The sequence below is a fragment of the Streptomyces sp. NBC_01460 genome (assembly GCF_036227405.1).
Classification (GTDB): domain Bacteria; phylum Actinomycetota; class Actinomycetes; order Streptomycetales; family Streptomycetaceae; genus Streptomyces.
Genome location: NZ_CP109473.1, coordinates 5,776,071 through 5,797,781, shown reverse-complemented (window position 1 = coordinate 5,797,781; position 21,711 = coordinate 5,776,071). Strand labels below are relative to the sequence as shown.

The window sequence follows — 21,711 nt, the reverse complement described above, 5'->3', positions numbered from 1 at the left end:
GGGCGGGGGCCGGCCGGGCGGTGGAGCGTTCCCGGCCACCGGGCGGCGGGCGGAGAGCGCGGTGAGAGGCCCGGGTCCCAGGATGCCCCTGGTCGTTGTGGCCGCCATCCGTCCGAGTCGTACGCGGACGTCCGCCGCCTTCGTCAGGAGCACGCGCATGCGCCTTCGCCCTCTGGTCACCGTCGCCGTTCTGGCGGCCGCCGTGGTCGGCTCCACCGCGACGTCCTCGTCGGCCGATCCCAAGCCCGATCCGGACACGAACTACCTCACCGACACCAAGTACGACGCCGTGGCCTTCGGTATGAGCAGACAGCAGGTCGAGGCCGTCATCGGCACACGGCCGTACTGCTCCGCGATCGGGGTCGGCGGCGCCCTGGTCTGCTGGGCGAAGAACCAGTTCGTCGACCAGACGGCGTCGTTCACCTTCAACACCTCCGACCAGCTGGTCAGGAAGGAGAAGGACTATGCCTTCGCCTACGCCTGGTACACGTACGACCTGCCCCGGACCATGACCGAGGTCCAGTACGAGCAGGGGTTCGCGGTGGGTGACACGCTGGCGGAGGTCAACGCCGTCGTCGCCGGTACGGCATGCACCGACATATGGGCCGAGCGCCCCGACCACCCGTCGTCCAGCGGGTGGAAGACCATGATCCATTGCACCGGGACCGTCGAGGAGTCCTACCCGGAGATCGAGTTCTTCTTCACCGACGGCGTGCTGACGAGTAAGACCTACTCGTCCCGCGACGACGTCCGCTGACCCCGCCGGTCCGCCGGAACCCGTGTCCCGCGTGGTGAGCCGCGCGCCCTTCTCAGCGGCGGCGGCACCCACGTCCTCTTGACGTCGCGGCTTCCCGGGCCGGCCGGAGAAGACCGTGCCGCATCCCGAGAGCGGTCCCGCTCCGGACGCCGTGTGCCGGGGCGCCGTCGGTCCCGACGGCGCCCCGTACGCGGCTGCGTCCTTCCCGTACCCGGTCCGCACGGCTCGGTAGCATGCGGCGCGTGGCCATCAGACTTGAGAACGTCGGCATCGCCGTCCGCGACCTCGAAGCAACGATCTCCTTCTTCACCGACCTGGGCCTCACGGTCGTCGGCCGTGACACGGTCAGTGGGGAGTGGACCGACACCGCCGTGGGCCTGGACGGCAATCACGCCAACATCGCGATGCTCCGGACGCCGGACGGCCACGGCTGCCTCGAACTCTTCGAGTACATCCACCCCGAGGCGATCGAGACGGAGCCCACGCGTCCCCACGAGATCGGCATGCACCGCGTCGCCTTCTCGGTCGACGACATCGACGAAGCCCTTGCGACGGCCGCGAGGCACGGATGCCATCCGCTGCGTGGGGTGGCGACCTACGGTGACGTCTACAAGCTCACCTACCTCCGCGGCCCCAGCGGCATCCTCGTGATGCTCGCCGAGGAGCTGAAGAAGGGCTGACGTCCCGCATCGAAGACGACACACGAGGAGACCGCCCGGGGGCGGTCTCCTCGTGTCTGTCGTCCGGTGGGCCGGGGGACGGCGCTCGATCAGATGCGTACGGCGGCCTGGTAGCTGCCGACGGTGTCCATCGACTCGTAACGGACGTAGGCGCCCGGGTACGGCGCGTGCAGCACGGTGTTGTTGCCGGCGTAGAGGCCCACGTGCGAGGTGTTGCTGAAGAAGACCAGGTCTCCGGGCTTCAGCTGACCGCGCCCGATGCGGGTGCCCTCGTTGATCTGGGTGAACGTGGTGCGGGTGATGTCGGCACCGGCCTGGGCGTACGCCCACATGGTCAGGCCCGAGCAGTCGAAGGAGTCGGGGCCCGTGGCCGCGCGGACGTAGGGCTTGCCCACCCGTGTGTCGGCGGCCGCGAGCGCCGCCGCCCCGAGGGCGGAGGCCGGGACCTCGTTGCCCAGCTCGACCCGGTCGCCGGCGGAACGGCTGGCGCGCTGCTCCTGCTCCGCCATCTTGGCGCGCTCGGCGGTGGTGAGTGTGTTCAGCAGCTTCTGGGCCTCGGCCAGCTTGCCCTGGAACTTCTTCTTGTTCTCGCCGAGCGCCGTGCGGACCTCGGTCAGATCCGCGAGCTTGCCCTGCGCCTCCTTGCGCTGCTGCGCGAGGGTGCGCTGCTTCGCCTGGATCTTGCGCAGCGACTCGGCCTGCTTGGCCGTCAGCTGGTCGAGCGCGGAGGCCTGGTCGAGGAAGCTGTCCGGGTCCGAGGAGAGCAGCAGCTGGACCGACGGGTCGAGACCGCCGGAGCGGTACTGCGCGGTGGCGAGCGAACCGAGTTCGTTCCTCAGGGTGTTGAGCTCCTCCTGGCCGCGGGCGACGGTGTCCTGGAGCGCGTCGGCCTGCTTCTTGAGCTTGTCCTGCTGCTCCTTGGCGCCGTTGTACTTCTCCGTGGCCTCCTCGGCCTCGTGGTAGAGCTTGTCGACCTTCGCCTTGACCTCGCTCTTCGTCGGCTTGGGGTCGGCGTGGGCCGCCTGGGAGGTCAGGGCCACGGCTGCGGCGGCGGTCGCGGTGAGCACGGTCACGCGGGTGCGGCTCGGCTGCTTGGGACGACGGTGGGACGCCACGGAGGCGAGCTCCTTCTTCCTCGAGCCGCCTACCGGGCTGCGGGGGAAGCGTCCCCGGCTCCGCGCACGTCACGGACTCGGCGGTTCCTTCGCTGCCACCCCGGGTGGGCGATCAACCGTACGAAGGTTCGGAGCTCGACCTTAGTGACCATCCTGTGACCAGTTCAATGTTTCGGTGAAGATTGTCGACACACCGGGGTGATCTTTACTCACCTCGCACGCCGCGTAGCCGTGACCTGACGGACCGTCCGCTCATGGGCAAGCTTCTTGACGACTCGTCAGGTCACGCTCTGCGCTCCTACGGGACCGGTGGCGCGTCCCGGCGGAGGGCGACGACGTCGATCTCCACCAGGATGTCCATGAGGTCGGAGCCGACGGTCGTGCGGACCGGGTGCGGCGCGGTGAAGAAGGTGCGGTACACGGCGTCGTAGGCGGCGAAGTCGCGGCGCAGGTGCTGCAGATGGGCCGTGACCTTGACGACGTCCTGCGTCCCGAGACCTTCCGCCTCCAGTACGGCGCGGACGTTCCGCAGAACCTGCGCGGTCTGCTCCTCGACGGTGCCGGCGACCGCACCGGTGTCCGGGTCCTGCGGGCCGAAGCCCGAGGTGAAGAGGTAGGGGCCCGCGGCGATGCCCTGGCTGTAGGCGCCGGCCGGGTCGGGGGCGCGGTCGGTGCGGACCGCGCGCCGGGCGCCGGGAGGGGTCGCGGTCATCGGGTGAGGTCTCCTTCGCGGGCGTTGACCTCCGCGTAGTGGCGGAGCTTGTCCTCGTCGACGGTGACGCCGAGTCCGGGGCCGGCCGGGACGCGCAGGCTGCCGTTCTCGAGCGTGAGGGGCTCGATGATGTCGTCGGCGTGCAGGTAGTACATGGAGTCGATGGCGCGGGAGAGGACGGGCGTACTGGCGACGACCGCGAGATGGGCGGCGGTCGCGATGCCGAGTTCGCCGCCGCTGTGCAGGTTCATGCCGAGCCCGAAGGTCTCGCAGTGGGCCGCGAGTGCCTTCGTGGCCGCGATGCCGCCCCACTTGTAGACGTCCCCGTGGATGACGTCCACGGCTCCCAGGCGCATGGCCGGCGCGAAGTCCTCGAAGCGTACGACGCACATGTTGGTGCACAGCGGGATGCGGACCTTGGCGCGGACCTGGCTCATGCCCTCGATGCCGACGCACGGGTCCTCGAGGTATTCGAGGTCCAGCTCCTCCAGGGCTATGCCGGCGCGGATCGAGTCGGGCACGGACCAGGCCGCGTTGGGGTCGACGCGCAGGCTCACCGCGGGCAGCGCGGCGCGCAGCGCGCGGAGGATCTCGACGTCCCCCTGGACGTCCTTGGTGCCCTTGAGCTTGACGGCCCGGAAGCCTCCCTCGGTGACGACGCGGAGGGTGTGCTCGGCGAGCGCGGCGGGCAGGTCGGCCGGCCCGGCGCCGGGGGCGTCGGCCCGGGTGACGAGCGCGGTGAGCGGGACCTCCTCGCGCACCGGGCCGCCGAGGAGGTCGGTGACGGACTGTCCGGTGGCCTTGCCCATGGCGTCCCAGCACGCGACGTCCAGGGCGGCGATCGCGGCGTAGCCGAGGTAGCCGTAGAAGAAGGGCACCATGTGCTGCTTGCGGTGGAAGGCCTCCAGGGCGAAGGGGCTCATGCCGATGAGGTCCTCGGCGAGGATCTTGACGATGGCGGCGACGGGCCGGCCCCACATGGTCTCGCCCCAGCCCTCGACCCCGGTGTCGGTCCGGATGCGCACGACGGTGCGGGTCTCCCCGGTCTTCGTCTCGAAGGAGCTGGTGAACGGGTTGACCAGGGGCAGGTTCACGACGTGGACGTCGACATCGGTGATCTTCATGCTGTTCCTCGTTCGGTTCGGATGGTGCGGTGGGTGCGGGCCCGCCCGGTCACGGCCCGGTGCGGGTCGCGTTGTCGAAGGCCTGGACGGCGCGCGCCAGGCCGAGGGCGCGGTCGTCCAGGAGCCTGCGGCCGTGCGCGGCGTCGGCGCCGGAGGCGTCGTCGGTGGAGCCTCCGACGCGTTCCCATTCGCCGTGCCGCTCGACGGTGAGCCCCGGGTAGGGCGGGCGGTCGAAGAGCGGAGGCGGGTCGACCGGGGCCCGCGAGGGGACGGGCGTGCGCACCAGGGAGGGGTGCGCGGCGAGCATGAGGGAGGTCTCGAACCAGCCCGCGTGCCCGGGCGTGACGTCGGGGCGGCCGCCGTCCTCACCCCCGCCGGTCACCGTCCAGTACGAGCAGGCCGCGGCGGTGACCTCGGCGCGCAGCGCGAAGCGCTTGACGGCGAGCTTCATGATCTCGTCGTTGCCGCCGTGCCCGTTGACGACGAGGATGCGCCGGTGTCCGCACGCGGCGAGGGAGTCGAGTATCTCGCCGAGGACGGCTCCCAGCGTGGGGGCGGACAGGGTCAGGGCCGCCGCGAACAGGTGGTGCGGGCTGTGGCCGTAGGGCAGCGTCGGCAGCCGGACGAGGGACGGGGCCCCGCCCGTGGCGTCCTCGTCCAGCAGGGCGAGCGCCCGGTCCACCACGGCGTCGACGAGGAGGGTGTCGGTGCCCATCGGCAGATGCCCGGCGTGCTGCTCCTGGGAGCCGATGGGGAGCAGTGCGATGGCCCCGGGTGCCGCCTCGCGGGTCTCCTGCCAGGTGGTTTCGGTGAGGTGCCGGTGGCTCATACGGCTATCTCCCCGGAACACGGACGTGGCAGAGTCGGCGTATGGCGCATGAACGTTCTCCCTTGCGGTTGGTGCCGGAACCCGTGCCGGGTCCGGAGGTGCGGGCGGTTCCCCGCACGCTGGGGGCCGTGGAGCTGCTGCCCGGCCGGATCCGCGCGGCGCTGCTCGACCGCTCGGGTGCCGTGCTCGACCGGACCGAGGCGGAGTTCGACGCGTCGTCCCCGAGCCCCGCGGGGCCCGACGAGGCGCTCGCGCGGGTGGCGGCCGTGTTCGAGGGGCACCGTCCGTCCGGGATCGGAGTCGCCGCGGCCGGGGTGATCGATCCGGCGGGGGGCCGGGTGATCGAGGTCAACGAGGCGCCGGCGCTGCGCGGCTACCGGGTGGCCGAGCGGCTGGAGAAGCTGACCGGTGCGCCGGTGCGGGTCGAGCACCGCGCCCGGGTCCAGGTGCTCGGGGACCGGTGGTTCGGGCCGGGCCGGGGCCGGCGTTCCTTCGCCTCGGTGTCGACCGGCGAGGTGCTGGGGGTGGGCATCCTGTACGACGGTGAGGTGCTGGCCCCCGAGGGCGGCCGCAGCGGCGCCCATATGACGGTGTCGGCCAGTGGCGAACCGTGCACGTGCGGCCGGCGGGGCTGCTGGAAGACGGTGGCCACCACCCGCTGGCTGCGGCAGCGGGCCGAGGCGCTCGGCCTCGGGGCCGCGGGCGCCTCGCTCGGCGCTCTGGTGGCGTCGCGGGACGAGGCGGCGCGGACGCTGGTGGCGGAGTACGCGGAGAATCTGGTGCTGGGGCTCGCCACGGTCCAGCAGCTGTTCGCCTGCGGCCTCTTCGTCCTGCACGGGGAGGCCCGGGAGGGCGGGGAGCCGTTCCGGGCCCTGGTGGAGTCCCGGCTGCGCTCGGACGCCCTGGGCGGCGGCGAGCTCCCCCGGGTGGTGGTGAGCGAGGCGGCGGTGGACGACGTCGTACTGCTGGGCGGGGCGGGGCTCGTCCTGTCGGGCAGGTAGGTGCGGGGCGGCGCTCATGCGGTGCCGTCGTGCGCGGGGTGCGGGCCGGCCGGTGCCGTCTCCGTGCCGTCGGTGGCGGCGCGCCGGGTCCTGCGGGCCCTCGCCGGGTCCGGGATCGGTACGGCGTCGAGGAGCCGGCGTGTGTACGGGTGCTCCGGGGCGGTGAACACCTGGTGAGCGGTTCCCACCTCGACCAGGCGGCCCTGGCGCATGACGGCGACCCGGTCGGCGACCTGCTGGACGACCGCGAGGTTGTGGCTCACGAAGACGTAGGTGAGGCCGAGGCGTCGCTGGAGGTCGGCGAGCAGGTCCAGGACACGGGCCTGGACGGACACGTCGAGGGCGCTGGTGGGTTCGTCGAGGACGACGAGGCGGGGTTCGAGGCCGATCGCCCGGGCGATGGAGATGCGCTGGCGCTGGCCGCCGGAGAACTCGTGGGGGTAGCGGTCGAGGATCGTGTCGTCGAGGCCGACGGCTTCGAGGAGTTCACCGACGCGCTGCCGGACGTGGGCCCGGCCGCGCCGGCCCCGGGCCCGCGGGTCGTGGGTGACGAGGGGTTCGGCGACGATGTCGACGATCCGCAGCCGCGGGTTCATGCTGGAGTAGGGGTCCTGGAGGACGACCTGCATCTGGCGGCGGACCTTGCGCATCGCGGCGGCGTCGAGGCCGAAGAGGTCGGCGCCCTCGAAGCGCACGGTGCCCGAGGTCGGCTCCAGCAGGCGGAGCAGCAGCCGGGTCAGTGTGGTCTTCCCGCAGCCGGACTCCCCCACCAGCGCGAGGGTCTCGCCCTCACGGACGGTGAGGCTCACGTCGTCGACGGCGACACTGGTGCCGAACTCCTTGCGCAGCGAGTCGAGTTGGAGAAGAGGCGGGGCTGTGTCGGTCATCCGGCGGTCTCCAGTCGGGGTGTCGCGTCGAGCAGTCGGCGGGTGTAGGGGTCCTGGGGACGGGCGAACACGTCGTGGACGTCCCCGCTCTCGACGGCCTCGCCGTGGTGCATGACCACCACACGGTCGGCGGTCTCCGCGACGACGCCGAGGTCGTGGGTGATGAGGACGACGGCCATGCCGTGCCGTTGCTGGAGCCGGACGAGGAGGTCGAGGATCTGGCGCTGCACGGTGACGTCGAGCGCCGTGGTGGGCTCGTCGGCGATGAGGACGCGGGGCCGGGCCACGAGTGCGGCGGCGATCATGACGCGCTGGCGCAGGCCGCCGGAGAGCTCGTGGGGGTACTGGCGGTAGCGGCGCTCGGGGTCGGGGATGCCCACCTCGTCCAGCGCGGCCAGGGCCGCGGCCCTGGCCTCGGCCCGGCTGTGGCCTCCGTGGTGGCGGAGCACCTCGGCGACCTGGCTGCCGATGCGCTGCAGCGGGTCGAGGCTGGTCATCGGGTCCTGGAAGATCATGGACAGTTCGGCGCCCCGGATCCGGCCCATTTCGCGTTCACTGCGGGTGAGGAGGTCCTTGCCGTCGAGGAGGATGTGGCCGCCGGCGTAGACGCAGGGCGGTTCCGGGTTGAGGCGGAGCGCGGACAGCGCGGTCGCGGACTTGCCGCTGCCCGACTCGCCCACGACGGCGAGGGTCTCCCCCGGCGCCACGGCGAGGCTGACACCCCGGACCGCGTGGACGGTCGTGGTCGCGAGGCGGAAGTCGACGCGCAGGTCGTGGATCTCGAGGACCGGCGCTGCAAAGGTGGTGGAGGTCATCGGCGGTAGGCCTTCGGGTCCGCGACGTCGCGCAGGGCGTCGCCGGTGATGTTGACGGCGAGGGAGGTGAGCATGAGGGCGATGCCGGGGAAGACGGCGACCCACCACGAGGTGCCGAGGTAGAGCTGTCCGTCGGCGAGCATCGAGCCCCAGGTCACCGTCTCCTTGGGGACGCCGAGGCCCAGGTAGCTGAGCGAGGCCTCGGCGACGACGGCGGCCGCGATGTGGAGGGTGCCGATGGTGGCGAGCGGGGCCATCACGTTGGGCAGCAGGTGGCGGCGCATGATCGCGGTGTGGCCGACGCCGATGGCACGGGCCTCGGTGATGAAGTCCCGGGAGCGCAGGGACAGCACCTCGGAGCGTACGACGCGGGCGTACGACACCCAGCCGGTCACGCCGAGGACGAGGATGACGTACCAGAGGCCCGAGCCGAGGAAGCCGACGATCGCGAGCGCGAGCAGGATCGCGGGGAAGGCGAGCTGGACGTCGGCGAGGCGCATGAGGACACGGTCGGGCCAGCCGCCGAAGTACCCGGAGGCGAGGCCGATGACGGTGCCGATGACCCCGGCGAGCAGGGCCGCGCCCGCGCCGACGAGCAGCGAGACACGGGTGCCGTAGACGACGCGGGAGAGCAGGTCACGGCCGAGCTGGTCGGTGCCGAGGAGGTGGGCGCCGCTGCCGCCGTCCTGCCAGGCGGGCGGCCGGAGCCGGGCCAGCAGGTCCTGCGCGTTGGGGTCGGTGGGCGCGACGAGCGGGGCGAGGAGCGCGCAGATCACGACGAGGGCGAGGAAGGCGAGCGCGGCCAGGGCGAGCCGGTTGCGCAGCAGCGTCCGCAGGGCGGCGGTCCGGTGCGCGGGGGCGGCGCGGTCGGGCGCGGGAGCCGGGGTCCGGGAGGCAGTGGTCATCGGGAGGTCCTCACCCTCGGGTCGAGGAGGCTGTAGGAGAGGTCCACGAGCAGGTTCACCACGACGAAGGTGGCGGCGAAGAGCAGCACGGTGGCCTGGACGAGGGGGAAGTCGCGGTTGGAGATGGCCTCGATCGTGAGCTGTCCGACGCCCGGCCAGGAGAAGACCTGCTCGGTGAGGATCGCGCCGCCGAGGAGGCTGCCGACCTCCAGGCCGACGACGGTGACGACGGGCAGGGAGGCGTTCCGCAGCCCGTGGGTGAGGACGACCTTGACGGGTCCGAAGCCCTTGGCGCGCGCGGTGCGGATGTGGTCGGCGCCCAGTACGTCGATGAGGGACGAGCGCAGGAGCCGGGCGACGACGGCGACGGAGTACACGGCGAGGGTCACGGCGGGCAGGACGAGGTTGGCGAAGGTCCCGTAGCCCGAGGCGGGCAGGGCGTGCAGGCCGACCGCGAAGACGAGGATGAGCAGGATGCCGATCCAGAAGGGCGGGGTGGACTGGCCGAGCAGCACACCGGTCATGACGGTGCGGTCGGCGGCCCGGCCCCGGCGCATCGCGGCGACGGTCCCGGCCGGGAGGGCGACGACGAGGGTGACGACGAGCGCACCGGCGGCCAGGAGGAGGGTCGCGGGGATGCGGTCGGCGAGGACCGCGCGCACCGGCTGGTTGTAGAAGAGCGAGTCGCCGAAGTCGAGGCGCGGGATGCCCCACAGGTAGTCGAGGTACTGGGTGAGGAGGGGGCGGTCGAGTCCGAGGCCGTGACGCAGGACGCTCTCCTGCTGGGCCGTGGCGTCCGGCGGCAGGAGGACCTTGACCGGGTCGCCGGAGAGCCGTACGAGGAAGAACGCGACGGTGGCCGTGCAGAGCAGGACCAGCAGCGCGGTGCCGATACGGGACGCGGTCATGCGGAGGACGCGGAGCGCGTCGCGGCGCGGTGCGACCGGCCGCTCGGACTCATCGCCCGGGGCCGGGAGGGTCAGGAGCTCGCTCATCGGGAGACCTCCGCGCTCGCCATGTCGAGGACGCCGGCGAAGCCGGGGGTCCAGCGGGGCCTGCTGTTGCGGGCGTAGATGTTGTCGATCTGGTAGAGGGGCACGAAGGGCGCCTCCGTCCTGATCAGCCGCTGGAGGCCGGAGAAGGCGCGCCGGCGGGTCTCCGGGTCGACGGAGAGTTCCTCGAGGTCGACGAGCCGGTCGGCCTCCTTGTCGTGCCAGCGGCTCTGCCGCCGGTCGCTGCGCACGTTGGACTGGATCATGCTCTCGCCGTCGAGGGTCCAGACCGTGGACGCGGCCAGGTACATCGGGCCCAGCGCACCGTGGTTGTCCGAGGTGAGGCGCTGCGCGTAGGTGCCGGGGTCGAGGAGGTCGACCTTCGCGTGCACTCCGGCGCGGTCGAGGAGTCCGGCGATCGCCTCCGCCACGTTGGCGTCCACGTTCGACGCGGTGAGGGTCGTGACGATGCCGTCCGGGTGCCCGGCCTCGGCGAGCAGGGCGCGGGCCCTGGCGACGGAGCGGGTGAAGGGCTTGACGGACGGGTCGAAGCCGAAGGCGCCGCGGGGGATCATCGCGGGGACCTCGGCCCCCTTCCCGCCGAGGACGGCCTTGATGAGCAGGGGCACGTCGATCGCGTGGTTGAGCGCCTGGCGCACCCGGCGGTCCCGGAGCGGCCCCTCGGTGAGGGTGTCGAGGGAGAGGTACGAGGTGCGGATGCCGGTGTGGTGGTCGAGGCTCACGCCGGTGTAGCCGTCGAGCTGCTGGGCCGCGTCGGGGGTGAGTCCGGCGACGAGGTCGACACCGCCGCTCTGGAGGGCGGCGAGCGCGGAGGACGGGTTCGGGGCGGGGGTGAAAACGAGTTCGTCGACGGCCGGCCTGCCCTCCCAGTGCTTCTCGTTGGCGCGCATCCGCAGCCGGTGGTCGCGTTGCCAGCTCGCGAAGGTGAAGGGCCCGGTGCCGACGGGACGGGCGGCGAAACCCTCGTCACCGACCCGGCCGATGTAGCGCGGGGGGACCACGACTCCACCGAAGAGGGACACCTTGTCGGGCAGGATCGGGTCGTGGACGGTGGTGTGGAGGTCCACGGTGAGCCGGTCGACGACGGTGACGCCCTCGACGTAACGCAGCTCGACGATGGGCGACTTGGTCGCCGGGTCGAGGAGGCGTTCGATGCTGAAGCGCACGGCCTCCGCGTCGCAGGGCTCACCGTTGTGGAAGGTGACGCCGGGCCGCAGGCGGAAGCGCCAGACGCGGGGCGAGACCGCCTTCCAGGACAGGGCGAGGCGGGGGACCAGGGTGTTGTCCCGGCCCCGTGCCGTGAGGGTGTCGAACATGTTGACCAGGGCGTTCATCGAGATCATGTCGCCCTGCTTCTGCGGGTCCATGGTCTTGGGGTCACCCGTCTGGGAGACCCGCAGGACGTTGCCGGCGCCCTCCGCGGGATCGGTGCCGCAGCCGGTGAGCAGCGCCGGTGCGGCCGTAGCGGGGAGCAGTGCGCTGCCGTACCGCAGGATCGTGCGGCGGGAGGGGCGACTGCGGTCCCCGGTCCACCCTCCACGTATTCGTTCCATTGAACAACACATCCGTTCCGGCAGATGGAATGCAGTGGGGGTAAGCTAAGCGACATGGGGAAACCGGTCAATAGCCGTCCGAAGGAGCAGCCGCCTGCGGGCCGGGCTGTCGAACACTCCGTCATGGGCCCGGTGGACAAGGCGATGGAGGTCCTGTCCGCGCTGGTGGAGACGGGTGCGCCGCACCGGCTGGCCGATCTGGCCCGCCGCACGGGGCTCACCAAACCCACCGTGCACCGCGTGCTGCGCGGACTCGCCGCCTCCGGCTTCGCCGAGCCCGCCGAAGGAGGGAGCTACCGGGCGGGGCCCCGGCTGCTGGGCATGGCCGCCGCCGCCCTCGACAGCGGTCCGGGACTGCGCCTGATCCGGCCCGTACTGGCCGAGCTCCGCACCCGCACCGGACTCCTCGCGCACTACGCCGTGCGCGACGGGGACTCCACCGTCTGCCTGGAGGTGTCGGAACCGGCCCGGGAGTACGCACTGGAGTTGCGGCCCGGCACCCGTTCCCCGCTGCTCCTCTCCGCGCCGGGGCTCGCGACGCTGTCCGCCCTTCCGGCCGCCGAGACCGAGGAGGCCGTCGCCGCCGCCGAGGCGGCCGGCCACCCGCTGCCGGTACCCGCGGCAGACCTGCGGGCCGCGATCGCCGCGGCGGCGGAGCGCGGGTACGCGCTCGACGACCAGTACGAGCGGGAGGACCGGCGCGCGGTCGCCGCGGCGGTACGGGACGAGGAGGGCCGGGTCGTCGGGGCCCTGGCGCTGACCGGCCTGGTCTTCACCCTGGACCGGGCGGCTGTCGAGCTCTACGGCCCGATGGTCCGGGCCGCCGCGGGCGTGGTCTCCACGGGACCGGGATCCGGCGGACGGGCCCGCCTCACGGTGGCCCGCGACGGCGACACCGGCACCCCGGGCGTGGGCCTGTGAGCGCCGGGATCCCGGAGGTGACGGGCGCGGGCGGGCGTGCCGCACTGCTGGCCGAGGGCAGGGCGCGGCGCCTCTACTCGGGTGCCGCCTGGTCGGTGGGTTCCGCTCACGGCCCCGTGGACCGGGGGTCACTGGGCACCAGGAGCTGGGACGGGGCGGAGCTGGACGGCACCGACCTGTGGGACCTCGCCTCCGTCACCAAGCCTGTCATCGGCCTGGTCGTCATGGCACTCGCCGAGCGCGGCGCACTGTCCCTGACCGCCACGGTGGGGGACCTCCTCCCCCGCTACCGGGGCACCGACAAGGCGGGCCTGACCGTCACCGGCCTCCTCGCCCACACCTCGGGCCTGCCCGGCGGGGTGCCGATGTACCGCGACCACGGCACCCGGGAGTCGCTGCTCGCCGCCCTCGGCACACTGCCGCTGCTCGCGGCGCCCGGCGAGCGGGTCACGTACTCCTCCCAGGGCTTCATGCTGCTCGGCCTCATCGCCGAACAGGCGGGCGGGCAGGGGCTGGACACCCTGGTGGCCGAGCTGGTGTGCGCGCCGCTCGGCCTGAGGGACACCGGCTTCGCCCCGGGCGCCGCCGACCGGGAGCGTGCCGTCGCGACCGAGCGGTGCGCCTGGCGGGGAAGGACCGTCGCGGGCGAGGTGCACGACGAGAACGCCGCCGTGCTCGGCGGTGTCGCCGGCCACGCGGGGCTGTTCGCCACCCTCGCCGACATGGAGCGGCTCGCCGTCTCCCTGGCGGGCGGGGCCCGCGAGCTGCTGCGCCCGGAGACCTACGCCCTGATGACCGCCCCGCACACCGACGGGCTGAACCTCCGCCGCACCCTCGCCTGGCAGGGCCAGGACCCGGCCGGCTCCCCCGTCGGCCCGTCCTTCGGCCCCGCCGCGTACGGCCACACCGGCTTCACCGGGACGAGCATCTGGGTCGATCCCGGCACGGGTCGCTACGCGGTGCTGCTCACCAACCGGGTCCATCCGACGCGGGAGGGCGACGGCATCGTCGCCCTCCGCAGGGAGTTCCACTCCCTGCCGGAGTAGACCCGGCGGGAGGCCGGTCACAGGAAGCACCCGAGCTCCGGGGTCCGCACCGCGAAGGGTGTGGGCCCCGGAGCTCGTGCTTGACAGGCATGTCCCCGCATGACCATGATTCCATTAATTGACTAATGGAATTGAGGTGAGGCGCGTGGCAGGGACGGTCAACCCCGTCGGTGATGCGGGCACATGGGCCCTGGAGGCCTCCGGGCTGGGCAAGCGCTACCGGCGCGGATGGGCGCTGAGTGACTGCTCCTTCCGGCTGCCGGCCGGAAGGATCTGCGGCCTCGTCGGACCCAACGGGGCGGGCAAGAGCACCCTGCTGGGCCTGGCATCGCGTCAGATGAGACCGACGCGCGGCGAACTGCGGGTGTTCGGCGTACCGGTGGACGACCCCGGGGTGATGCCGAGGTTCGCGTTCCTCGGTCAGGACAAGCCGATGTTCAAGCGGTTCAGCGTGGCGGAGACCCTGCGGATCGGCAGCGAGCTCAACCCCGGCTGGGACGCGGAGGCGGCGGAGCGCATCGTGCGCTCGGGCGATGTGCCGATGAACGCCGCCGTGGGGACGCTCTCCGGCGGTCAGCGCACCCGGGTCGCCCTCGCGCTGGCCTTCGGCAAGCGGCCCGACCTGCTGCTGCTCGACGAGCCGATGGCGGACCTCGACCCGCTCGCCCGGGACGAGATGGGCGCCCTGCTGATGGCGGAGGCGGTCGAGCGCGGCACCACGGTGGTGATGTCCTCGCACATCCTGGCCGAGCTGGAGGACATGTGCGACTACCTGCTGGTGCTCGCCGACGGCCGGGTCCGCATGGCCGGCGACGCCGACGCGCTCGTCCCGGCCCACGTCCTGGTGACCGGGGTGACCAGGGACGGCGAGCTGCCCGCCGCCCTCTCCGCCCACACGGTCGTCGAGAAGCGCGTGCAGGGGCGTCAGTTCCGGGCCATGGTGCGGCCCGACGGCCCGCTGTCCGGTGACTGGCAGGTGGCCGAGCCCAGCCTGGAGGAAGTGCTGCTCGCGCATCTGCGCTCACCGGAAGCACCCGCGCTGTACACACCCGGCGCCGGCATCGAGACCGAGGGGACCCGGACCGCATGAGCACGACCCTGACCGGCACACCGGCCGCACGCACCGCCCGTCCGAGGATGCTGCGCGGCCTGACCTGGCTCGTCCTGCGCCAGCACCGGGCCACCCTGGGCTTCGTCCTGGCCCTGGTGGTGCTCGGATCGCTCTGGATCGTCTACCAGCGCGCCCAGTTGAACGACCTGCTGGACGCCGCGGGCTGGCCCGCGAAGGCCGTGCCCCAGCCGGTGGTGGGCGAGGGCTACCGGAACCTCACCACGCTGCTGGGCCTGTTGCCCGGCGTCCTCGCCGTCTTCTTCGGCGCCCCGCTGATCGCCGCCGACCAGGAACAGGGCACCGCCCTGCTCGTCACCACCCAGTCGGTGACCCGCCGGCGCTGGATCGTCGCGAAGGTCGGCTGGTGCCTCCTGGTCGCGCTCGTGGCCGGCTCGGTGCTCTCCGCGGTCTTCACCTGGTGGTGGCGGCCCCACCACTCGGTCCTGCCCGACATCTGGATGGACACCTCGGTCTTCGACACCACGGGCCCCGTCCTCCCCGCCTTCGCCCTGTTCCTCACGGCGGCCGGCATCACGATCGGCGTCCTGCTGCGGCGGGTCCTCGCCTCCATGGTCGTCACGTTCGTCTTCTGTGTGGCCGCCCAGGTCGCGTGGGGCATGCTCCGGGTCCACCTGGGATCCCCGCGCACGATCACCTACCCGCTGGAGGCCCCCCTCCCCGCCCGCCTCGACGGCGCGTACGAGGTGGACCGCTGGGTCGCCGACGCCGACGGGCAGCTCTACGGGTGGGGTTCCTGCGCCGAGGTGACCCAGAAGGCCACCGACGCGTGCATCAAGGAGAAGGGCATCGTCGACAACGTCTTCCAGTACCTCGAGTACGACCAGATGACGGCCATGCAGTGGACCGGGTCCGGCATCCTGCTGGCCGGCACCGCCGCGCTGACCGCGTTCGCCCTGTGGTGGGCCTCCCGGCGTCCCCTGTAGGACAGCCCGCCGTCCTCTACGTAAAGTGTCATCGATCGAGCGGAAGGTGATGTCCGTGGTCGTGTTCCGCATCGACCGGCGCAGCGGAGTGGCGACGTATCTCCAGATCGTCCGGCAGGTCGAACAGGCCCTGCGCATGGGCGCCCTGGAGGAGGGTGACCGGCTGCCCACGGCGGCGCAGGTCGCCGCCACCACGAAGGTCAACCCGAATACGACGCTCAAGGCCTACCGGGAGCTGGAGCGCGCGGGCCTCGCGGAAGTGCGCCAGGGGGCGGGGACCTTCATCACCCGCACCCTCGCCGAGCCGGGGTCCGGACCCGAGTGGCCGCTGCGCACCGCGCTGAACGAGTGGCTGCACCAGGCGCGCGAGGAGGGTCTCGGCGCCGAGGAGGTCCGGGCCCTCTTCCGGACCTCGTTCGAGAGCGCCTACCCCTCCGGCCCCGAGGGCTGAGCGCCGGGCCACCTGCGGCCGGCCTCCGCCGAGCACACCGTCAGGATCGTGGTGGCCGGCACGAAGGGCCGGCCCACCCTCACCACCGACGGCCTGGTCCACCTCAGGTAGCCGGGCCGCACACCGCACCGGGCCGGCGTCCGCCGGTCCGGTGCGGGTCAGGCCTTGTTCTGCGAGGCCCAGAACTCGTCGAACGTGAGCTCGCCGTCACCGTTGGCGTCGTGGGCGTTGATGACGGCCTGCGCCACCGTCTCGGTGACGTAGGGGTCACCGAGCTGCGCCATGGCGCTCTTGTACTCGGCGGCCGTGATGCTGCCGTCGCTGTTCTGGTCGAAGCGCTCGAATGCCTTGCGTGCCGACTCGATGTCCGCCACTGTTCCGCCCCTTCGTTGAGCCTTGCTGACGGGGGTCAGATTATCCGGCAGTCGGCGCGGCGGATCCGGCGGGCGGCGGGCAGGCCCGCCCCCGGGCGTCTCTCAGCGGAAGACCCCGGTGTGGCCCAGCGAGTAGCGGCCCGGCTGCGGGTAGACGGCCAGCCCGTGCGGCCCGCTGCCGACCGGGATCCTGGCGAGCTCCTTGCCGCTCGCCGTGTCGATGGCGTACACCTCGGCGTCGTAGCGCCCGGAGAGCCAGAGCACCTTGCCGTCGGCCGAGACCCCGCCCATGTCGGGGCTGCCGCCGCCGGGGAGGTGCCACTTCTTGGTGAGCTGGTTCCTGGCGAAGTCGAAGACCGACACGGATCCCTCGCCCCGGTTGGAGATGTACATCTCCCGGGAGTCCCGGCTCACGTAGAGGCCGTGGGCGCCCTTGCCCGTCGGCAGCAGCTCCGGGGTGGTGAACGCCTTGCCGTCGAGCACCCACATGCCGTGCGCCATCATGTCGGCGATGTAGAAGGTGCTGCCGTCGGGCGAGAGCTTCACGTCCTGCGGCATCGCGCCCTGCAGCGGCAGCTTCTGCTGCCCGACGACCTTCATCCTCTCCGTGTCGACCTTGAGCAGTTCGCCGGAGAACTCGCAGGAGACGATGAAGTACCGGCCGTCCGCCGAGAAGTCCGCGTGGTTGACTCCCGCGCAGTCCACCGGCACGGTTCTGGCGACCTTCATGGTCTGCGGGTCGCGGAAGACCAGCTCACGGTCCATCGAGGCCATGACGACGGCGTACCGGCCGTTCGGGGTGAAGTAGAGGTTGTACGGATCGGAGACGTCGACCGTCCGCCCCTTCCTCCCGGTCGCCGGATCGATCGCGGTGAGGCTGTCCCCGAGGTCGTTGTTGACCCAGAGCGTCTTCAGGTCCCAGGAGGGCACGACGTGCTGGGGCTGGTTCCCGACGGGAACGGTCTCGATGACCTTGTACGTCGCCGGGTCGATCACCGTCACCGTGTGGGAGTTGGTGTTGGGGACGTAGACACGGGAGGGGAAGTCCTTGACGGCCGGGGCCAGCTTTCCCGCGCGGTCCGCCGCGTAGACGTCCCGGGGGTCGAGCACGGGAGGCATGCCGGGCAGCCCGGGCGGGCCGGCCGGCCGGTCGGGCCGGGCCGCAGCCTCGGTGCGGGACGGCTCGGACCGGGCACCGCCGGAAGGAGCGGCGCAGCCGGCGAGCGCGGCGACGAGCAGGGTGGCGGCGGCGAGGGCGCGTGGGGAGGGAGGCATCAGGTCAACAGCTCCGTGGTGGTCACCGCGCGCAGTTGGCGCCGGTCGATCTCGGTGAGGAGGAGGGGGAGTGCGGCGACGGTGTCCCGGTAGCCGAAGTGCAGGCTCACCACGGAGCCGTTGCGGAGCTCACCGGCGACCTTCCGGGTCACGGCCGCGACCCCGGGGGACGTGAAGTCGAGGGAGTCCACGTCGTAGGAGAGCACGTGCGGGTAACCGGCCCGGCGGGCGAGGGCCTGGACGAGCGGGGTGGCGTACTGGGCGCGCGAGGGCCTGAACCAGGTGCCGGCCGAGCCGGTGAGCCGGCGCAGCCGCCGGGCGCAGCCGGTGATCTCCTCGTACGCCCGCTTCTCGTCCATGGCGTTGATGTCGAGGTGGCTCTGGGTGTGGTTGCCGAGCTCGTGGCCGCCGTCCAGGATCCGGCGGGCCATGTCCGGGTACCGGTCGAGCCAGCTGCCGACGGCCAGGACGGTGAGTCGGGCGGTGGCCCGCTCCGCTTCGGCGAGGACGGCGCGGGCCAGGCGGGGGTCCCCCTGACCGTGGAAGGTGAGGGCGACCCGGGGGCGGTCGCGGGGGCCGTGCGCGATCTGGACCGGCTGCCCGGGGAAGCGGCGTGCGGTGGCGGCCGGGCGAGCGGCCCCGTGGGCCTTCCGGACGTTCTCCGCACTGTCGGGGCTCGGCGCCCCCGGGGCGGTCCGGGGTGCTTCGCCCGGTGCGCAGCCCGCGGCGGCCGCGCCTGCCAGGAGCGCGCCCGCACCCGTACGCAGGGCGCTGCGGCGGGGCACCGGTGCCCTGCGACCGTCCATGGCCGTCCACCTCGCGGGTCGGTCGGGTGCTGATTCCCCGAGACCCGAGACACAGTAGGGCGAAATGGACTGCATGGGCGGAATATGTGAAGAGATGGGGCCACCGAGTGCTCAATGAATCACCCAGTGAAGTCATTTATTACACAAAGAATGCCAGGTTCGTGACCCATCGCACCTTCGATTCGGAAACCAAATGTGCGAGATAGGGACACTTTGCCCGTTTTGCGGCTTTGGCTCCGGGGTCGCCCGTCTGCCATAGTCGGAGGCACGACCTCCTCCGACCCGAGCCAGGTCCCCCGTGCGGCCGTGGACACACCCCCCATTCCATGGCCCCCTCAGGAGCCCCCGACGCGCCCCACACCGGCCGACCGGGGGCTTCTGCGTGTCATCGGTCCGTGGTGCGCATCTCGAACCAGGTGGTCTTGCCCCGGGGTAAGAGGTCCACGCCCCACCGGTCGGAGAGCTTGTCGACCAGGAAGAGGCCCCGCCCGCTGACGTCCATCTCACCGACGGGCATCAGACACGGCAGCCCGCGCGAGGGGTCGCGCACCTCGACGCGGATCCACCCGCGGCGCCGCAGCATCCGCAGGCCGAAGATCCGGGCCCCGGTGTGCCGTACCGCGTTGCCCACGAGCTCGGAGACCAGTAGCACTCCGTATTCGGCGGTCTGCGGCGGAAGCTGCCATTGACGCAGCATCACGCACGAGGTGATCCGCCGGGCGGTCGCCGCGGACTCCGGACGGGAGGGCAGCCGGACTTCGCCCTCCGTCGGATTTCCGAACAACTCCAGCGCCTTGAACGCCTGTTCGTCTTCGACGGCAGTCGTCCAGCGCGCCGCTGTCGCGCCACTGCGCGGTCGCGGCTGTTCCACACCCTCCAGGCCCGCCATGTCCACCATCATGGCCGCACAGAACGCTCTCCGTGACCGTTCCCGCAGAATCCCTCTCCCGGAACCAGTCATTCCGGGCCGGTTCTCCGGCATATGCCAGGGGCAGAACAGGAGCCCGTACGGCCACACCCACCTGCGGCGACGGAGGTGGACCGAGCAATTGCACGGGCGGGAAGCGCGCCGGACCTTAAGGTTCTCTTAAGGTCCGGCTGGTCCGCCCGCACGGATGAACGCACACTCCCGTGTGCGCGACTCACGCTCGGTCAGAGGAATTCGGCCTTGCCCGGGCCCTCCTCCACGAAGCTGCGCATGCCGCGCTCCCGGTCCTCGGTGGCGAACAGACCGGCGAACCAGTTCCGTTCGACCGTCAGGCCCGTGTCGATGTCCGTCTCCAGCCCCGCGTCCACGGATTCCTTGGCGGCCCGCAGAGCGAGCGCCGGCCCCCGGGCCAGCCGGGCAGCCCAGGCGTGCGCCTGCTCGTACACCTCCGCGGCGGGGACCACGCGGTCCACCAGGCCGATCGCGAGCGCCTCCTCGGCCTTCACCTGACGGCCCGTGAAGATGAGGTCCTTGGCCCGCGACGGACCCACCAGCCTGGCCAGGCGCTGGGTGCCGCCGGCGCCGGGGATGAGCCCCAGAAGGATCTCGGGCTGGCCCAGCTTCGCGTTGTCCGCGGCGATCCTGAAGTCGGCGCAGAGCGCCAGCTCGCAGCCGCCGCCCAGCGCGTAGCCGGTGACGGCCGCGACGACGGGCTTGGGGATGCGCGCCACCGCGGTGAAGGACTCCTGGAGGGCCCTGGAGCGCACCACCATCGCGGGGTGGTCCATGGCCTGCATCTCCTTGATGTCCGCGCCCGCCGCGAACACCTTCTCGCCGCCGTAGAGGATCACCGCGCGCACGTCGTCGCGTCGGCCCGCCTCCTCGGCGAGCTCGCGCAGCCGGTCCTGGACCGCGACGTCCAGAGCGTTCATGGGCGGCCGGTCCAGCCGGATCGTGCCGACGTTGTCGCGTACTTCGAGGGTTACGGTCATGGGAGGCAGGTTAACCGCCGCTAACGCGGAGGGACCCGGTGCCGTTGGTCACAGCGCCGGGCCCCTCCGTACGGCGGGATCTACTTGATCCACTCCGACCAGTCCATGTTCCAGCCGTTGAGGCCGTTGTCGGGCTGGATCACCTTGTCCTCGGAGTTCTTCACGATGACGACGTCGCCGATCAGGGAGTTGTCGAAGAGCCAGGCGGCCGGGGTCTTGCTGTCCCAGGCCCCGCGCACGTCCCGCAGACCGACGCAGCCGTGGCTGGTGTTGGTCGTGCCGAAGATGCCCGACCCGCCCCAGTAGTTGCCGTGGATGAAGGTCCCCGACGTCGACAGGCGCATCGCGTGCGGCACGTCCTTGATGTCGTACTCGCCGCCGAAGCCGACGGTGTCACCGTTCATCCGGGTCACCTTGAGCTTCTCGCTGATGACCATCTGGCCGTTGTACGTGGTCGTGGCCGGGGCACCCGCGGAGATCGGGATGTCCTTGATCTGCTTGCCGTCGCGGACGACCTTCATCCGGTGGGAACTCGCGTCGACCGTGGAGACCTGGCTGCGGCCGACGGTGAACTTCACGGTCTTGGCCTGCTTGCCGTAGACCCCGGGCCGTCCCTCGACGCCGTCGAGGTCGAGGCGCAGGGTGACCTTCGTGCCCGCCGCCCAGTAGTCCTCGGGGCGGAAGTCGAGGCGGTCGTTGCCGAACCAGTGGGGTTCGATCTCCACGGCGGGCTCGGCCGTGACGGCGATCGCCTTCTCGACGGCTGCCGGGTCGGTGATGCCGCGGGTGAAGTGGATCGACACCGGCATGCCCACGCCGACGGTCGAACCGTCCTCGGGCGTGTACTGGCCGATGAAGGTGTTCTGCGGGACCAGCGTGGTGAAACTGGTGTCCTTGGCCGACTGGCGGCCCTTCGCGTCCTTGGCGACCGCGTGCACGGTGTACTTGGTCGCGGCGGCCAGGTGGCGGTCGGGCACCCAGCTCAGGCCGTCCTTGGCGATCCTGCCCCCGACCTCCTTGCCTTTGGGGTCGGCGACCTTGACCGTGCTCAGCGTGCCCTTGGCCGCCGAGACCTTCAGTGCCCCGCTGGTCGCCACGTCGTCGGCGCCGTCCTTGGGCGCGATGGTCACCACCGCCTGCGAGGCGCTGGTGTCCTCGGTCTTCGCGCCCGCCCCCTTGCCGTCCTTCTCGGCGGCGGCTCCGCTGCCGCCGCACGCGGTCACCAGCAACAGCAGCGCGCCCAGTGCCAGTGCCGGGAGTGCGCGGGCTCCGCGCCCGCGCCGTTCCCCGCTCGCGCCGGCCCATGCCCCCGATATCGGCTGCCCGTTCAATGTGGTCGTCTCCCCTCGCACGGCCTGGCCCCGCCATGGCCCGCACTCCCGCACGCTGTACATGCGTGCTCGGCGCAAGATAATCACACCGCGCGCGAGGAGAACTCCCCCGGAATGTCACCGTTCCGTCCCAAGTGGTCC

General features: G+C 72.0%; 23 protein-coding genes. 8 read left to right on the top strand and 15 right to left on the bottom strand.

Annotated features, from left to right (window positions below; translation table 11 throughout):
* Positions 1-157: 157 nt before the first annotated feature.
* Both OG488_RS26315 and OG488_RS26310 read left to right on the top strand, forming a co-directional pair.
* Positions 158-757 (top strand): BLIP family beta-lactamase inhibitor, encoded by a 600-nt coding sequence (locus OG488_RS26315; protein ID WP_329233057.1) that lies wholly within the window; start codon positions 158-160, stop codon positions 755-757.
* A gap of 233 nt (positions 758-990) precedes the next feature.
* Complete coding sequence (locus OG488_RS26310) at positions 991-1,437, top strand: VOC family protein (protein WP_329233055.1); 447 nt, start codon at positions 991-993, stop codon at positions 1,435-1,437.
* A gap of 89 nt (positions 1,438-1,526) precedes the next feature.
* Here OG488_RS26310 and OG488_RS26305 read toward each other — a convergent pair whose 3' ends face one another.
* The 4 genes from OG488_RS26305 to OG488_RS26290 form a co-directional block, all read right to left on the bottom strand.
* The gene (locus tag OG488_RS26305) at positions 1,527-2,552 is read right to left on the bottom strand and encodes a C40 family peptidase (RefSeq protein ID WP_329233054.1); all 1,026 of its coding nucleotides are present in this window, start codon (positions 2,550-2,552) and stop codon (positions 1,527-1,529) included.
* 298 nt (positions 2,553-2,850) lie between these two features.
* On the bottom strand, positions 2,851-3,264 hold the full coding sequence (locus OG488_RS26300; protein WP_329233052.1) for a RidA family protein: 414 nt from the start codon (positions 3,262-3,264) through the stop codon (positions 2,851-2,853).
* The gene (locus tag OG488_RS26295; protein ID WP_329233049.1) at positions 3,261-4,388 is read right to left on the bottom strand and encodes a mandelate racemase/muconate lactonizing enzyme family protein; all 1,128 of its coding nucleotides are present in this window, start codon (positions 4,386-4,388) and stop codon (positions 3,261-3,263) included. The genes OG488_RS26300 and OG488_RS26295 overlap by 4 nt, the downstream gene beginning before the upstream one ends.
* A gap of 49 nt (positions 4,389-4,437) precedes the next feature.
* Positions 4,438-5,217, bottom strand: coding sequence for a creatininase family protein (locus OG488_RS26290; RefSeq protein WP_329233047.1), 780 nt, complete (start codon positions 5,215-5,217; stop codon positions 4,438-4,440).
* A gap of 62 nt (positions 5,218-5,279) precedes the next feature.
* On the opposite strand from OG488_RS26290, the gene OG488_RS26285 reads away from it, so the two are divergent.
* Complete coding sequence (locus OG488_RS26285; protein ID WP_329239019.1) at positions 5,280-6,218, top strand: ROK family protein; 939 nt, start codon at positions 5,280-5,282, stop codon at positions 6,216-6,218.
* Between the two features lie 14 nt (positions 6,219-6,232).
* On the opposite strand, the gene OG488_RS26280 is transcribed toward OG488_RS26285, so the two are convergent.
* From OG488_RS26280 to OG488_RS26260, 5 genes are read right to left on the bottom strand one after another with little or no spacing between them, the layout of a single operon-like run.
* Positions 6,233-7,105 carry an ATP-binding cassette domain-containing protein gene (locus tag OG488_RS26280; protein WP_329233045.1) on the bottom strand — a complete coding sequence of 291 codons (873 nt, stop codon included), beginning with the start codon at positions 7,103-7,105 and terminating at the stop codon, positions 6,233-6,235.
* On the bottom strand, positions 7,102-7,920 hold the full coding sequence (locus OG488_RS26275) for an ABC transporter ATP-binding protein (RefSeq protein ID WP_329233043.1): 819 nt from the start codon (positions 7,918-7,920) through the stop codon (positions 7,102-7,104). The genes OG488_RS26280 and OG488_RS26275 overlap by 4 nt, the downstream gene beginning before the upstream one ends.
* Positions 7,917-8,825, bottom strand: coding sequence for an ABC transporter permease (locus tag OG488_RS26270; protein ID WP_329233041.1), 909 nt, complete (start codon positions 8,823-8,825; stop codon positions 7,917-7,919). Before OG488_RS26270 ends, OG488_RS26275 begins: the two co-directional genes overlap by 4 nt.
* A complete protein-coding gene (locus tag OG488_RS26265; protein ID WP_406464618.1) occupies positions 8,822-9,820 on the bottom strand; it encodes an ABC transporter permease in 999 nt (332 codons plus the stop codon). The genes OG488_RS26270 and OG488_RS26265 overlap by 4 nt, the downstream gene beginning before the upstream one ends.
* Positions 9,817-11,391 (bottom strand): ABC transporter substrate-binding protein, encoded by a 1,575-nt coding sequence (locus OG488_RS26260; protein ID WP_329233039.1) that lies wholly within the window; start codon positions 11,389-11,391, stop codon positions 9,817-9,819. The genes OG488_RS26265 and OG488_RS26260 overlap by 4 nt, the downstream gene beginning before the upstream one ends.
* 54 nt (positions 11,392-11,445) lie before the next feature.
* On the opposite strand from OG488_RS26260, the gene OG488_RS26255 reads away from it, so the two are divergent.
* The 5 genes from OG488_RS26255 (at position 11,446) to OG488_RS26235 (ending at position 15,864) form a co-directional block, all read left to right on the top strand.
* Positions 11,446-12,312: an IclR family transcriptional regulator gene (locus OG488_RS26255; RefSeq protein WP_329233037.1), complete on the top strand. Its 867-nt coding sequence runs from the start codon at positions 11,446-11,448 to the stop codon at positions 12,310-12,312.
* Entirely contained in the window at positions 12,309-13,358 is a 1,050-nt protein-coding gene (locus tag OG488_RS26250; RefSeq protein ID WP_329233035.1) for a serine hydrolase domain-containing protein, read from the top strand. Before OG488_RS26255 ends, OG488_RS26250 begins: the two co-directional genes overlap by 4 nt.
* Positions 13,359-13,503: 145 nt before the next feature.
* Positions 13,504-14,448 carry an ABC transporter ATP-binding protein gene (locus tag OG488_RS26245; protein ID WP_329233033.1) on the top strand — a complete coding sequence of 315 codons (945 nt, stop codon included), beginning with the start codon at positions 13,504-13,506 and terminating at the stop codon, positions 14,446-14,448.
* A complete protein-coding gene (locus tag OG488_RS26240; protein ID WP_329233031.1) occupies positions 14,445-15,413 on the top strand; it encodes an ABC transporter permease subunit in 969 nt (322 codons plus the stop codon). The genes OG488_RS26245 and OG488_RS26240 overlap by 4 nt, the downstream gene beginning before the upstream one ends.
* Positions 15,414-15,462: 49 nt before the next feature.
* The gene (locus OG488_RS26235) at positions 15,463-15,864 is read left to right on the top strand and encodes a GntR family transcriptional regulator (protein ID WP_329239013.1); all 402 of its coding nucleotides are present in this window, start codon (positions 15,463-15,465) and stop codon (positions 15,862-15,864) included.
* A 158-nt stretch (positions 15,865-16,022) separates the two neighbouring features.
* Here the strand turns inward: OG488_RS26235 and OG488_RS26230 are convergent, their stop codons facing one another.
* The 6 genes from OG488_RS26230 to OG488_RS26205 form a co-directional block, all read right to left on the bottom strand.
* Positions 16,023-16,238, bottom strand: a complete 216-nt coding sequence (locus OG488_RS26230) for an EF-hand domain-containing protein (protein WP_329233029.1) — start codon at positions 16,236-16,238, stop codon at positions 16,023-16,025.
* Positions 16,239-16,340: 102 nt separating this feature from the next.
* On the bottom strand, positions 16,341-17,513 hold the full coding sequence (locus OG488_RS26225) for a YncE family protein (protein ID WP_329233028.1): 1,173 nt from the start codon (positions 17,511-17,513) through the stop codon (positions 16,341-16,343).
* On the bottom strand, positions 17,513-18,319 hold the full coding sequence (locus OG488_RS26220; RefSeq protein ID WP_329233026.1) for a polysaccharide deacetylase family protein: 807 nt from the start codon (positions 18,317-18,319) through the stop codon (positions 17,513-17,515). Before OG488_RS26220 ends, OG488_RS26225 begins: the two co-directional genes overlap by 1 nt.
* A gap of 385 nt (positions 18,320-18,704) precedes the next feature.
* Positions 18,705-19,220 carry an ATP-binding protein gene (locus OG488_RS26215; RefSeq protein ID WP_329233024.1) on the bottom strand — a complete coding sequence of 172 codons (516 nt, stop codon included), beginning with the start codon at positions 19,218-19,220 and terminating at the stop codon, positions 18,705-18,707.
* 251 nt (positions 19,221-19,471) lie between these two features.
* Positions 19,472-20,239, bottom strand: a complete 768-nt coding sequence (locus OG488_RS26210) for an enoyl-CoA hydratase/isomerase family protein (RefSeq protein WP_329233022.1) — start codon at positions 20,237-20,239, stop codon at positions 19,472-19,474.
* Between the two features lie 80 nt (positions 20,240-20,319).
* The gene (locus OG488_RS26205; protein WP_329233020.1) at positions 20,320-21,570 is read right to left on the bottom strand and encodes a L,D-transpeptidase; all 1,251 of its coding nucleotides are present in this window, start codon (positions 21,568-21,570) and stop codon (positions 20,320-20,322) included.
* Between the last annotated feature and the right edge of the window lie 141 nt (positions 21,571-21,711).

Bases quoted from the DNA above. Each gene is read 5' to 3' on its own strand.
- OG488_RS26315 (WP_329233057.1), top strand. From the start codon at position 158: ATGCGCCTTCGCCCTCTGGTCACCGTCGCCGTTCTGGCGGCCGCCGTG.
- OG488_RS26310 (WP_329233055.1), top strand. From the start codon at position 991: ATGCGGCGCGTGGCCATCAGACTTGAGAACGTCGGCATCGCCGTCCGC.
- OG488_RS26300 (WP_329233052.1), bottom strand. From the start codon at position 3,264: ATGACCGCGACCCCTCCCGGCGCCCGGCGCGCGGTCCGCACCGACCGC.
- OG488_RS26295 (WP_329233049.1), bottom strand. From the start codon at position 4,388: ATGAAGATCACCGATGTCGACGTCCACGTCGTGAACCTGCCCCTGGTC.
- OG488_RS26290 (WP_329233047.1), bottom strand. From the start codon at position 5,217: ATGAGCCACCGGCACCTCACCGAAACCACCTGGCAGGAGACCCGCGAG.
- OG488_RS26280 (WP_329233045.1), bottom strand. From the start codon at position 7,105: ATGACCGACACAGCCCCGCCTCTTCTCCAACTCGACTCGCTGCGCAAG.
- OG488_RS26275 (WP_329233043.1), bottom strand. From the start codon at position 7,920: ATGACCTCCACCACCTTTGCAGCGCCGGTCCTCGAGATCCACGACCTG.
- OG488_RS26270 (WP_329233041.1), bottom strand. From the start codon at position 8,825: ATGACCACTGCCTCCCGGACCCCGGCTCCCGCGCCCGACCGCGCCGCC.
- OG488_RS26265 (WP_406464618.1), bottom strand. From the start codon at position 9,820: ATGAGCGAGCTCCTGACCCTCCCGGCCCCGGGCGATGAGTCCGAGCGG.
- OG488_RS26260 (WP_329233039.1), bottom strand. From the start codon at position 11,391: ATGGAACGAATACGTGGAGGGTGGACCGGGGACCGCAGTCGCCCCTCC.
- OG488_RS26255 (WP_329233037.1), top strand. From the start codon at position 11,446: ATGGGGAAACCGGTCAATAGCCGTCCGAAGGAGCAGCCGCCTGCGGGC.
- OG488_RS26240 (WP_329233031.1), top strand. From the start codon at position 14,445: ATGAGCACGACCCTGACCGGCACACCGGCCGCACGCACCGCCCGTCCG.
- OG488_RS26235 (WP_329239013.1), top strand. From the start codon at position 15,463: ATGTCCGTGGTCGTGTTCCGCATCGACCGGCGCAGCGGAGTGGCGACG.
- OG488_RS26225 (WP_329233028.1), bottom strand. From the start codon at position 17,513: ATGCCTCCCTCCCCACGCGCCCTCGCCGCCGCCACCCTGCTCGTCGCC.
- OG488_RS26220 (WP_329233026.1), bottom strand. From the start codon at position 18,319: ATGGACGGTCGCAGGGCACCGGTGCCCCGCCGCAGCGCCCTGCGTACG.
- OG488_RS26215 (WP_329233024.1), bottom strand. From the start codon at position 19,220: ATGATGGTGGACATGGCGGGCCTGGAGGGTGTGGAACAGCCGCGACCG.
- OG488_RS26210 (WP_329233022.1), bottom strand. From the start codon at position 20,239: ATGACCGTAACCCTCGAAGTACGCGACAACGTCGGCACGATCCGGCTG.